Consider the following 11,929-nt stretch of genomic DNA (forward strand, 5'->3'; position numbering starts at 1 on the left):
GACCGGGCGGTGTGCGCTTACCAGGCCTCCTCCTGGTCGTCCTCGGCGGGCGCCTCCCAGTCTTCCTCACCTTGCGGGTCGGCCTGGGGCTCGCCTTGTGGCTCGGCCTGGGAATCGCCGCTGGGCATCGGGTCGGTGCCGCTGCCGAACCCGGGCTCGTCGGCCGGGCTACCCGGCTCGGGCGCCCCGGCCGGATCGTTCATGGCATCCTGGCCGCCCTGCCCGGCGGGGTCCGCCATGGGATCGTCGCCGCCCGGGGCCGCGGGATCGGCCATCGGGTCCTGGCCCTGCGACGCCGCGGGCTCCTCGGCCGGCTGGGTGCCGGCCGCCGGGTCCTGGGGTTCCTCGTGCATGTCGGCGAAGGCCAGCGGGCTGGCCAGCAGGCCGACGGCGACGCCGAGCACGCCGAGTTTCCTGAGCATTTCCTGTGACAGCATCATGCAGTCTCCTGTTGCAGCATCTTGCGGGGTATCGGTTCCCGGCCGCGTGGCTCGGGATGGGGCCGGCGGATCAGTAACCACCGCCCTGCTGGTCGTCCTGGTCATCCTGGTCGCCCAGCGTGGGTTCCTGGCTCTCCTGGCTCTCCGTGGGGTCACCCATGCCTTCGTCCTCCATGGCGGGATCCTGGCTCATGGCCGGATCTTCCTGCATGGTGGGCTCGCCCTCCATGGGCTCCTGGGCCGGCTCCTCGGTGGCAGGCTCCTCCATCGGCGGCATCTCCTCCTCGTCGCCGCAACCCGCCAGGGCCATGCCGGTCAGGGCCAGCGCCCCCAGGGTGGAGAGCCACCGGAGACGCCGGCGGTTCAGCGTCGCTGTCGCATGGGGCATTGGGTCTTCCTCCTTTGCGTGGTGCCTTTACTCGATGGGAAGCAGGTGGCATGCCAGCCGTCCAAAATCACGGCAAAACCCTTTAGTTTCAATTTTTTGCAAAGAATCCCAGGATCGTCCCCACGCCCCGGAAGGGGCCTCGCGGGTGGTCAGATCTGACACATGGGTCAGGCGTGCCCCCATGACGAATCTGAACGGTCGTTCAACAATCCGTAGGGTAGAGGGCCTTTCCCCTCCGTCAACGCTGCCGCATGTCAAGCTCGGCGGCAGCGACGCGACAGGCGACCCTTCGGGCGACTCCTGCGTCGAGCCAGGGGCTGACATAAGGCAGAGCCAATGCACGAGAACCACAACGTCAAGATACGGGTTCGCAACCTGAGCAAGGTCTTCGGCAACCAGCCGAAGAAGGCGATCGAACTGCGCGACCAGGGGCTGAAGCGCCCCGAGATCCTGGAGAAGACTGGCCAGACCCTGGGCCTCTCCAACATCGACTTCGATGTCTACGAGGGGGAGCTGCTGGTGATCATGGGGCTGTCCGGATCGGGCAAGTCGACTTTGATCCGCTGCCTGAACCGCTTGATCGAGCCCACCGCGGGCGAGATCATCATCGATGGCGAGAACATCCCCGAGCTGGGCGACAAGGCCCTGCTGGAGTGCCGGCGCCGCCACTTCTCCATGGTGTTCCAGAACTTCGCCCTCTTCCCCCATCGCACGGTGCAGCAGAACACCGAGTTCGGCCTCGAGGTGCGTGGCGTGGACAGGGCCGAGCGCACCGAGACCGCCCGCAAGGCCTGAGCGTTGAGGTGGAACCCTTGATTCCTCACCGAACGCCCCGCGAGGATAGTGGGTCGAGGAAACCCCGGACGTGATCGAGCAGTGGCTGCCGGATTTTTGATCGCGACCGCATAGCGTGACCCCGAGTCGCGCTGCAGACGGGGGAGCCACTTGGGGTGGCTCCCCCGCTCGCGTTCGGGAGCTTGCCGGCGTAGGCTAAGCGTGATTCGCCCGTTACGGCAGACGGCGATTCTCTCTAGTACAATCCAGGTACAAGAAAGGATGGAGCGTTGAATCGTCGTTCCGCGCCGGGGCGACTACCCTGAACAGTGCTTGCCTTTCGATAAAGGACTGACGCAGCCGATATCCACATTGATGACAGCAAGGGAGACGTCTCGTGGCTAATCAACCCCATGACGCACAACCCCAGGCGCCGGAAGGCTCCGAGGGCATACCGGCGCCGGAAGGGCCGGCCAACCTGATCGACACCGACTACGTGATCGGTCAGGACAACATCACCGCCTCCAAGTTCGGGATCAACTTCGACCTTCACGGCAAGGTCTTCGCGATCTCGTCCCTGGTGATCCTGTTCTTCGTGATCATCACCCTGGCGCTGCAGGACCAGGTCGAGCCCATCTTCAATGCCATGTTCAGTTTCCTGACCGGCAACCTGGCGTGGTTCTTCCTGCTGGCGGCCAATATCTTCGTGATCCTGTCCATCGTGCTGATCTTCACCCCCCTGGGGAAGGTGCGCATCGGCGGGGCCCATGCCAAGCCGGACTTCAGCTATATGGGCTGGTTCTCCATGCTGTTCGCCGCCGGCATGGGCATCGGCCTGATGTTCTACGGGGTGTCGGAGCCGATCACCCACTTCGATACCGCCATGGGCGGCATCAGCTCCGAGAATGGCGCGCGTACCGACTGGGCGCCGCTGGGAGCCGCCGGGGGCGATACCGCGGGCGCCATGGCCCTGGGGATGGCGGCCACCATCTTCCACTGGGGGCTGCACCCCTGGGGAATCTATGCCGTGGTGGCCCTGGCGCTGGCGTTGTTCTCCTATAACAAGGGGCTGCCGCTGACCATGCGCTCGATCTTCTACCCCATCCTCGGGGAGCGGGTCTGGGGCTGGCAGGGGCATGTCATCGATATCCTTGCCGTCTTCGCCACCCTGTTCGGCCTGGCCACCTCGCTGGGGCTGGGTGCCACCCAGGCCTCCGCCGGCCTCGGCTACCTGTTCGGCACCCCCGACACCAATGTCACCATGGTGTTGCTGATCATGGGCATCACCGCCGTGGCGCTGTGCTCGGTGGTCCTCGGCGTCGAAAAGGGCGTGCAGCGCCTGTCGCAGATCAACATGGTGCTGGCCGCCCTGCTGCTGCTGTTCGTGATCCTCGTGGGCCCGACCCTGATGATCATCACCGGCTTCTTCGAGAACCTGCTCTCGTACGCCGTGAACCTGCCGGCGCTGTCCAATCCCTTCGGCCGTGAGGACGCCAACTTCACCCAGGGCTGGACGGCCTTCTACTGGGCCTGGTGGATCGCCTGGTCGCCCTTCGTCGGCATGTTCATCGCCCGGGTCAGCCGCGGGCGCACGGTCCGCGAGTTCCTGGTCGCCGTATTGCTGGTGCCCTCCATCGTCTCGGTGCTGTGGATGACCTCCTTCGGCGGCACCGCCATCGACCAGGCCGTCAACCAGGGCTTCGAAGGCGTCCGGGAGGCGGCCCTCGAGTTGCAGCTCTTCCAGATGCTCGGCCAGCTGCCGCTGACGGCCATCACCTCCTTCGTGGCCATCGTGCTGGTGATGGTGTTCTTCATCACCTCCTCGGACTCCGGCTCGCTGGTGATCGACTCCATCACCGCCGGCGGCAAGGTGGATGCGCCCAAGCCTCAGCGTATCTTCTGGGCCATCATCGAGGGGGCGGTCGCCATCGCCCTGCTGCTGGGCGGCGGCCTGACGGCCCTGCAGACGGCGGTGATCACCACTGGCCTGCCCTTCACCCTGGTGCTGCTGGCGGCCTGCTACGCCATCGTCAAGGGGCTGATGAGCGAGCCCAGGTCCGTCTGACGGCCCGGCTTGCTCACCAACGAAACAAGGCGGCCTGCGGGCCGCCTTTTTCATGCTCGACCGGTGTGCGGCTTCAGCTCCACAGCTCACCGACCGGGGTGTCGTGGGAGAAGCGGCTGGCCACCTGGGCCTGGAGCAGTTCGGCGGTGGCCAGGGCATCCACCAGGGCATGGTGCCCCTGGTAGAGCGGCAGGCCGTAGCGCTCGCGGCTGGCGTGCAGACGGATCGACACCGGCGGGCGCCCCAGCCAACGGCGAAAGCGCGCCCACGGCGACTGGCGATGCAGTCGCGCCTCCAGCGACATGGTGTCGATCATCGGGAAGCGCAGTCCCTCCCCCAGCCGGGCCTGAATCCCGGAGTCGAGGAAGGGCCGCTCGATATGCCGATAGTGCACCACCGCCACCCGGCCCTTCAGGATCGCCAGCAGCTCGGGCAGGATCTCGGCCAGGTCCGGGGCATCCTGTACTTCGGCATGGGTGATGTGGTGCAGGGTCACCGAGGTGCCGGTGAGCGCCCGACTGGGCCGCAGCACCCAGTAGCGTGCCCCGCGCAGGGGGATGCGCGTCAGGCCGAAGGGCACCACGCCGACACTGACGACGGCATGGCGACGCGGGTCGAGCCCGGTGGTCTCGATATCCAGGGCGGCCAGGGGCGCCTCGCCGATGGGCGTATCGATCGCCGGACACCCGGCCGACAGGAAGTCGCCAAGCAGCGGGTGGTGCACCCGCGTCGCCCGGTCGGCCAGGTAGGCCGGCCAGTCGGGCCAGGCGCGGCGGCGGCGAGCCGGACGCGGGGTGGCCATCGCCTAGCGCCTCCGACGCTCGGCGGATGAGGGCATGGGATAGCGGAACTTCAGGAACTTCTGGGCATTGCTCAGCACCTGGAAGGCATCCTTGAGGGTATGACGCTCGCTGTCGCTGACGTTCTCCGGCTCGATGTTGTTGTCCGGCGTGCGCTCGTGCTGCAGGTCGATCACCTGGTGACGGATGCGCGACATGCTGAGGAACTCCAGGGCATAGCGCAGCTTGTCACTCACGCCGGGGGCCAGCAACTGGGTACGGTCGATATCGTCGAGCCGCGAGAAGCTGTTCTGGGCCCGGGAGCCGCAGGCCAGGGCGTGGATGCGGATCAGGTCGGTGAGCGGGGCGGTGCCGCGCCGCTTGAGGTTGATCGAATTGTTGTGCTTGCCGTCCTTCTCCATCACGAAGGTGCGGAAGAAGCCCAGCGGCGGCGTGCGGTTCAGGGCGTTGCGGGCCATGGCGGCGAGAAACAGCTTGTGCTGCGGCGCCAGCTCGGCCACCAGGTCCTGGAGCTGCTCGACGAAGACGTTCTCGCCATACACCGGGTCCAGGTCGAAGAAGATCGAGCTGTGCAGCAGCCGCTCGGGGGTGGGGTCGCGGATCCAGTCGCGGAAGTAGCCCTTCCACACCGACAGCGGCTGACGCCACTGGGGGTTGGTGGCCATGATGTCGCCCTTGCAGTAGGGATAGCCGGAGGCATCCAGGCCGTCGCTGACCCGTTTGGCCAGTTCGAGGAAGTAGGCGTCGTGGCGCTCGGGATCGAAATCGTCGGCGAGCACCAGGGCGTTGTCCTGGTCGGTGACGATGCTCTGCTCGTTGCGCGCCATGGAGCCCATGGCCATGAAGCAGTAGGCCACCGGCGGTGGCCCCAGTTCCGCCTCGGCCAGTTCCAGCAGCCTGCGGGTGAAGCTGCGCCCGATGGTGGAGAGCGCGCTGCCGATCATCCGCGAGTCGGCGCCGTCCTCCACCATGCGCACGAAGGTCGCACTGACGTCCGGGCCGAGCCGGGCCAGCCCGGCGGCGCTGGGCTGGCTGTAGATGTTGTTGACCAGGTAGAGGCTGGAGTGGGTCTCGTAGCGGATGATGTCGGAGAGATGGACGATGCCCACCGGATGGCGGCGGTACATGACCGGCAGGTGGTGGATGTTGTTGCGCAACATGGTGAGCATCGCCTCGTAGACCGACTCGTCGGACTGTATGGCGATCGGCCGGCCGCCGATCACCTCGCCCACCGGCGTGTCGGGCGATAGCCCCTCGGCCACCACCCGCTTGCGGAAGTCGCTATCGGTGAGGATGCCGCGCACCTGCCAGGCCCGTTCCTCGCTGTCGCGGAAGGTGTAGCGCGGGTTGTCGCCGGGCGCATCGAGCACCAGTATCGCCGAGGCTCCGTAATCGGTGATCTGGCGGGCCGCCTCCTGCACCGTGGTGGAAGCCTCCACCATGACCGGGTAGCGCGTGACCAGCTTGCGCACCCGGGTGATCATCATGTCGTTGTTCTTCTTCTGCTGCTCCACCGCGCTCTCGAGACGGGGACGCAGCAACTCGACGAAGTCGGCGAAGTGCTCGTCCTCCTCGCAGAGCCGATGGAACAGCGCCTCGGGGATGAAATAGATGAGGGTGTCTTCCATCGCCTGCACGGGATAACGGACCCGATGATTCCGGAGCAGGCTGAACTGGCCGAAGATGTCGCCTTCACCACGGCGATTGTAGAGCTCGCCGTTACGGCGATAGACCTCCACCGCACCGCTGCGCACGTAGGCGAGCTCGTGGATCTCCTGGTCCAGGGTGAAGATGTCGCTGCCGGCCTGGAAGTAGGCCACCTCGACCTGGCCGGCGATCTCGTCGAGCAGGTCGTCCGAGAGGGCATCGAAGGGCGGGAAGCGCCCCATGTGCTGGCGGATCTCCAGCCATTCCACTTCCATGAGTCACGCTCCCGTCGCAGTCCCGTATGAGCCAAGTCTGGAAGCTCGCCTGAGCGGTGTAAAGTCTCACTCATCCACGAAAACGGCCACCCCGGAGGGTGGCCGCCAGTTGCCGATGGGAGTCGGCGAGGGGTCGGGAGGGCCTTACGACTGGGCCATCTCCTGGACGCGCTGCATCAGCTCGGGATCCTGCTGGATGGCCTGGCCGATGGCGTTGAAGGTATCCACGTCGAGACCACTGTCCTCGACCACCTCGACCATCTTCTCGTTGGCCTCCATGCGCACCTCCTGCTGGGCATCTTCATCCTCGGCAGACTGCAGGCGCTCGGTATACTCCTGGGAGATCACGGCGATCTCCTGGGAAGCGTCGGCGAACTGCTGCAGCTGGTCGTCGGAGAAGTCCTGAGCCGGGGCGGCCGCCTGCGGCTGCTCCTGGGCAGCGGCCGGATCCTGGGCCGGGTCCTGCTGGGCGTGGGCGGTGGCTGACATCAGGCCGGCACCGAGCAGGGCGGCAGAGAACAGGGCGGTCATCCGCTTCATGAATACCTCCAAGGGTGTTGCGTCGTGAATGTGCCTCCCTGTGACGGCCCCGGTCACCGTGAGTTCACAGTGTTTTGTAATGAAAGGTATCTCATAGGGCGCCGCGCAAGGGTTGGCACCCGGCCATCGCGACGCCATGATGCCCCTTTCCCCTCAGGACCCATCGTGATGACAACGGACCGTCCCCGACACCTGTGGCTCGCCGCCATGCCGCTGCTGTTCGTGGCGCTGTGGAGCACCGGCTTCATCGGCGCCAAGTTCGGCCTGCCCTACGCCGAGCCCTTTACCTTCCTGTTCATCCGCTTCGTGCTGACCCTGGTGCTGCTGGTGCCCCTGGCGCACTGGCTCTCCGGCGAGTGGCCGCGGGGAGCGCGGCTATGGGGCCATGTCGCCGTGTCGGGCATGCTGGTCCACGGCGCTTACCTGGGTGGCGTCTTCTACGGCATCTTCCTCGGCATGCCGGCGGGGCTCGCCGCCCTGCTGGTGGGGCTGCAGCCGCTGCTCACCGCAGGCCTGGCGGGTCCCCTGCTGGGCGAGCGGCTGACCGCGGCGCAGTGGCTGGGACTGGTGATGGGGCTGGCGGGCATCGCCCTGGTGCTGGGCGGCAAGCTGGATCCGGGCGAGGCCCTGTTCCGGGGCTTCGGCCCGGGGGCGATCGCCGCAGTGCTGGTGGCGCTGGCGGGCATCTCCTGCGGCACCCTCTACCAGAAGCGCTTCTGCACGGGCATGCCGCTGCTCTCCGGCACCGTGGTGCAGTACCTGGCCGCCGGCATCCTGCTGGGGCTGGGCGCCCTCCTCTTCGAGGAGCGCGGCGTGACCTGGACGCCGACCTTCGCCCTGACCCTGGGCTGGCTGGTGCTGGTGCTGTCGATCAGCGCCATCCTGCTGCTGATGGCGCTGATCCGCCGCGGCGAAGCCTCACGGGTGGCCAGCCTCTTCTACCTGGTGCCGCCGGTCACCGCCCTGCAGGCCTGGTGGCTGTTCGACGAGCGCCTGCCCCCGGCCTCCCTCCTCGGCATGGCCATCGCCATCGCCGGGGTGGTGCTCGTGGTCCGGGGACGGCCGCGCTGACCGCTCAACACTCGATGGCATTCACGGCCAGTCCGCCCTTCGATGTCTCCTTGTACTTCTCCTGCATGTCGGCGCCGGTGTCGCGCATGGTGCGGATCACCTTGTCCAGCGAGATGAAGTGCTCGCCGTCGCCGCGCAGCGCCATCTGGGCGGCGTTGATCGCCTTCACCGAGGCGATGGCGTTGCGCTCGATGCAGGGCACCTGCACCAGGCCGCCCACCGGGTCGCAGGTCAGCCCCAGGTTGTGCTCCAGGCCGATCTCGGCAGCGTTCTCCACCTGGCCGATGGTGCCGCCCATCACCTCGGTCAGCCCCGCCGCGGCCATGGCGCAGGCCGAGCCTACCTCGCCCTGGCAGCCCACCTCGGCACCGGAGATGGAGGCGTTCTTCTTGCACAGGATGCCCACCGCGCCGGCCGCCAGCAGGAAGTCCACCACGTCGCGCTCGCTGGCGCCCTTGCGGAACTGCATGTAGTAGTGCAGCACCGCCGGGATGATGCCCGCCGCGCCGTTGGTGGGCGCGGTGACCATGCGCCCGCCGGCGGCGTTCTCCTCGTTGACCGCCAGCGCGTAGAGGTTGACCCAGTCCATGGCCGACATGGTCGAGGCGATCAGCGAGTCGTCGTCCTTACTGGCCAGCATGCGCTGGTGCAGCGCCTTGGCGCGGCGCTTGACGTTGAGCCCGCCGGGCAGCACGCCCTCGGCCTCCAGGCCCTTGGCCACGCAAGCCTGCATGGCCGCCCAGATCGTGAGCAGGCCCTCGCGGATCTCGGCCTCGCTGCGCCAGGCGCGCTCGTTGGCCAGCATCAGCTCGCTGATGCGCAGGTCGTGCTCCCGGCACAGCCGCAGCAGCTCGGCGGCGCTGTCGAAGTCGTAGGGCAGCTCGGTGGTGTCGGCATCGAGCGTGCCAGCGGCGGCCTGGGCCTCGTCGACCACGAAGCCGCCGCCCACCGAGTAGTAGGTGTTGCGGTGGAGCTCGTCGCCATGGCCGTGGGCGATCAGGCGCATGGCGTTGGGATGGTGCGGCAGGCTCTCCTCGAGCAGCTGCATATCGCGCTCCCAGACGAAGGAGACCTCGTGACGGTGATCCAGCCGTAGCGTGGCCGTCTCGCGCAGCGCCGCGATGCCGGGGCCGATGATGTCCGGGTCGATGCGGTCGGGCCGCTCGCCCATCAGGCCCATGATCACGGCGCGGTCGGTGCCGTGGCCGATGCCGGTGGCCGACAGCGAGCCGAACAGCTGCACCTCGAGGCGGGCGACCCGCTCCAGCAGGTCGCGCTCCTTCAATTCGCCGACGAAGTCGAAGGCGGCCCGCATGGGACCGACCGTATGCGAGCTCGACGGCCCGACGCCGATCTTGAACAGGTCGAAGACACTGATTGGCATGGCTATTACCCTACAGAGTTGGGTGATTCGCAGACTGGCGTGAACGCCACGTGGTAGGAGGGCAACTTGTTGCGCGACTGGAGGCCGCAGGCCTCCCGGCGGTAACCAGCTGGCGGGCTTGCACACCGCCAGGCGCCTGACGGCGCCAATCGCCCGGCAGAGCCGGCCTCCTACAGAACATCACGGCAAGTTGCGAAGTGTCTGGTCCTAGCGGTCGAAGACCACCGTGCGCTTGGCGTGCAGGAAGATGCGTCGCTCCACGTGCAGGGCGACGGCCTGGGCCAGTGGCTATGGAAAGCGGCACTCGATATCGCGCCCCTTGGCCACCAGGTCCTCGGGATAGTCGGCGTGACTCACCGACACCACCCCCTGGGTGATGTGCCGAGCCGGCTCGGGTATTGCGCGGCCAGGATCCAGCGATTGTCGTCTGGCATGGTCGTGCCTCTCCTGACGGGACCGGACCCGGTCCCGTCACTGTCAGGCCTGAACGCCGATGCCGTACTCCTCGCCGGCGTCCAGCAACCAGCGATAGGCATAGTCGGCAAAGCTTCTCCGTACCACCAGTTCCCAGCACGACTCGCTGGGACGGCGGACGATGACCGTGGTCTTGGCGAACACCGTGGTCACCCCCTTGCCCACCGGGAAGGCCAGCGGGTTCACGTCGTAGACCACCGACTTCATCAACAGCTCCACGGCCGCCGGCCCCTCGAGCTCGAGCAGGGTCTGGCCACCGCTGACGTTGACGATGGCGTAGTGGGCATCGCCCAGGGCCTTGCGCAGCCCGAGTTCGAGGTCATGCTCCTCGCCGCCGGGTACGATCAGCAGCCACTCGTCCGGCGACAGCCACTGCACCGAGCGCTCGCCGCTCGCGTCCTGGCTCAGCGAGTTGGGCCGCGCCGGCAGGCCGAAGCCGAGCACCTCGCGCAGCGCCTCGTCGAGCACGATGGCGCCACCGCGCAGGATCAGGTGACCCAGGAAGGCCCGCTCGCGCAACACCACCCGGCTGTGGCGTTGGGGGGCGGGAGCCCCCGAACGGTGGTAGGAGAAGGCCAGCGGCGACTCCGCCGCCACCTGCCCGTGAGCGGCACGGGTATCGTAGAGATGGACCTTAGACATGCTGACGCTCTCCCTTGGGGTCGACGAAGATGGGACTCACGATCTCGGCCGCGTGGACGCTGCCGTCAGCCATGGGCAAGTAGACGGTCTCGCCCATCCGCCGGTGGCCGCCCTTGACCACCGCCAGGGCGAAGCCGCTCTCGAGCGTCGGGCTGTAGTAGCTCGAGGTCACGTGGCCCACCATGGGCATGGGGATGGCGTGATCCGGATCGAAGACGATCTGGGCGCCCTCCTCCAGCACCACCGTCGGGTCCTTGGGCTTGAGGCCCACCAGTTGCTTGCGGTTCTCGCGCCGGGTATCGGGGCGCGACAGGGCGCGCTTGCCGATCCAGGAGTAGGGCTTGTCGTAGCCGATGGCCCACTGCATGCCGAGATCCTCCGGGGTCACCGAACCGTCGGTATCCTGGCCGACGATGATGAAGCCCTTCTCGGCGCGCAGGACGTGCATGGTCTCGGTGCCATAGGGCGTCAGGCCATACTTGTCGCCGTGCTCGAACAGGGTCTTCCAGACGTGCATGGCGTAGTGGGCCTGGACGTTGATCTCGTAGGTCAGCTCGCCGGTGAAGGAGATGCGGAAGACGCGTGCCGGCACCCCGGCCACCTTGCCCTCGCGCCAGTCCATGAACTTGAAGGTGTCACGATCGAGATCGATGTCGGTCACTTCCGCGAGCAGCTTGCGCGCCTCCGGCCCGGTCACGGTCATGGTCGCCCAGTGATCGGTCACCGAGGTGAAGGTCACGTCCAGCTCGGGCCACTCGGTCTGGTGCCACAGCTCCAGCCACTCCAGGATCGCCGCGGCGCCGCCGGTGGTGGTGGTCATCAGGAAGTGGTTGTCACCCAGGCAGCTGGTGACACCGTCATCCATCACCATGCCGTCGTCCTTGCACATCAGCCCGTAGCGGCACTTGCCAACGGCGAGCTTCTCCCACTTGTTGGTGTAGATGCGTGCCAGGAACTCCCGGGCATCGCGGCCCTGGATGTCGATCTTGCCCAGTGTGGAGGCGTCGAGGATGCCCACCGCCTCGCGCACCGCGCGACATTCGCGGGCCACCGCCTCGTGCAGCGTCTCACGCTTGCCGCTGACGCTCCTCGGGTAATACCAGGGGCGCTTCCACTGGCCCACGTCCTCGAACTCCGCACCGTGCTCCAGGTGCCACTGGTGCAGCGCGGTGTAGCGCTCGGAGTCGAACAGCTCGCGGCAGTGGCGGCCGACGATGGCGCCGAAGGTCACCGGCGTGTAGTTGGGCCGGAACACCGTGGTGCCCACCTCGGGGATCGACTTGCCCAGGCAGCGGGCGGCGATGGCCATGCCGTTGATGTTGCCGAGCTTGCCCTGGTCGGTGCCGAAGCCCATGGCGGTGTAGCGCTTGACGTGCTCGATGGACTCGAAGCCCTCGCGGGTGGCCAGTTCGATGGCCGCGGCGGTGAC

Annotated in this window: 10 protein-coding genes and 2 pseudogenes; 3 read left to right on the plus strand and 9 right to left on the minus strand. The window is 67.2% G+C overall.

The window, feature by feature from the left end:
* Nucleotides 1–17: 17 nt before the first annotated feature.
* Together QWY80_RS17760 and QWY80_RS17765 are read right to left on the minus strand one after the other, a co-directional pair.
* Nucleotides 18–440 carry a hypothetical protein gene (locus QWY80_RS17760; protein WP_290234581.1) on the minus strand — a complete coding sequence of 141 codons (423 nt, stop codon included), beginning with the start codon at nucleotides 438–440 and terminating at the stop codon, nucleotides 18–20.
* Nucleotides 441–510: 70 nt separating this feature from the next.
* Nucleotides 511–828 carry a hypothetical protein gene (locus QWY80_RS17765; protein WP_290234583.1) on the minus strand — a complete coding sequence of 106 codons (318 nt, stop codon included), beginning with the start codon at nucleotides 826–828 and terminating at the stop codon, nucleotides 511–513.
* Nucleotides 829–1,164: 336 nt separating this feature from the next.
* Between QWY80_RS17765 and QWY80_RS17770 the strand changes: the two are divergent.
* Together QWY80_RS17770 and QWY80_RS17775 are read left to right on the plus strand one after the other, a co-directional pair.
* Nucleotides 1,165–1,620, plus strand: a pseudogene (locus QWY80_RS17770) (ATP-binding cassette domain-containing protein); the annotation flags it as partial.
* Between the two features lie 379 nt (nucleotides 1,621–1,999).
* On the plus strand, nucleotides 2,000–3,667 hold the full coding sequence (locus QWY80_RS17775; protein ID WP_290234586.1) for a BCCT family transporter: 1,668 nt from the start codon (nucleotides 2,000–2,002) through the stop codon (nucleotides 3,665–3,667).
* A gap of 73 nt (nucleotides 3,668–3,740) precedes the next feature.
* On the opposite strand, the gene QWY80_RS17780 is transcribed toward QWY80_RS17775, so the two are convergent.
* The 3 genes from QWY80_RS17780 to QWY80_RS17790 form a co-directional block, all read right to left on the minus strand.
* Nucleotides 3,741–4,469: a 3'-5' exonuclease gene (locus QWY80_RS17780; protein ID WP_290234588.1), complete on the minus strand. Its 729-nt coding sequence runs from the start codon at nucleotides 4,467–4,469 to the stop codon at nucleotides 3,741–3,743.
* 3 nt (nucleotides 4,470–4,472) lie between these two features.
* Nucleotides 4,473–6,389 carry a DUF294 nucleotidyltransferase-like domain-containing protein gene (locus tag QWY80_RS17785; RefSeq protein WP_290234592.1) on the minus strand — a complete coding sequence of 639 codons (1,917 nt, stop codon included), beginning with the start codon at nucleotides 6,387–6,389 and terminating at the stop codon, nucleotides 4,473–4,475.
* Nucleotides 6,390–6,533: 144 nt separating this feature from the next.
* Entirely contained in the window at nucleotides 6,534–6,929 is a 396-nt protein-coding gene (locus QWY80_RS17790) for a DUF4168 domain-containing protein (protein WP_290234595.1), read from the minus strand.
* Nucleotides 6,930–7,097: 168 nt separating this feature from the next.
* Between QWY80_RS17790 and QWY80_RS17795 the strand changes: the two genes are divergently transcribed.
* Nucleotides 7,098–8,000: a DMT family transporter gene (locus QWY80_RS17795; protein WP_290234599.1), complete on the plus strand. Its 903-nt coding sequence runs from the start codon at nucleotides 7,098–7,100 to the stop codon at nucleotides 7,998–8,000.
* 4 nt (nucleotides 8,001–8,004) lie between these two features.
* Here QWY80_RS17795 and QWY80_RS17800 read toward each other — a convergent pair whose 3' ends face one another.
* From QWY80_RS17800 to QWY80_RS17815, 4 genes and pseudogenes are all read right to left on the minus strand, one after another.
* On the minus strand, nucleotides 8,005–9,384 hold the full coding sequence (locus tag QWY80_RS17800; protein WP_290234602.1) for an L-serine ammonia-lyase: 1,380 nt from the start codon (nucleotides 9,382–9,384) through the stop codon (nucleotides 8,005–8,007).
* Nucleotides 9,385–9,591: 207 nt separating this feature from the next.
* A pseudogene (locus QWY80_RS17805) lies at nucleotides 9,592–9,762 on the minus strand (formyltetrahydrofolate deformylase); the annotation flags it as partial.
* Nucleotides 9,763–9,861: 99 nt separating this feature from the next.
* Nucleotides 9,862–10,500, minus strand: coding sequence for a sarcosine oxidase subunit gamma (locus QWY80_RS17810; RefSeq protein WP_290234605.1), 639 nt, complete (start codon nucleotides 10,498–10,500; stop codon nucleotides 9,862–9,864).
* Nucleotides 10,493–11,929: glycine cleavage T C-terminal barrel domain-containing protein (locus QWY80_RS17815; protein WP_290234608.1), on the minus strand; the 1,437-nt coding region annotated here is incomplete at its 5' end. The genes QWY80_RS17815 and QWY80_RS17810, both read right to left, overlap by 8 nt.

The organism is Halomonas ramblicola, assembly GCF_030409215.1.
Lineage (GTDB): Bacteria > Pseudomonadota > Gammaproteobacteria > Pseudomonadales > Halomonadaceae > Halomonas > Halomonas ramblicola.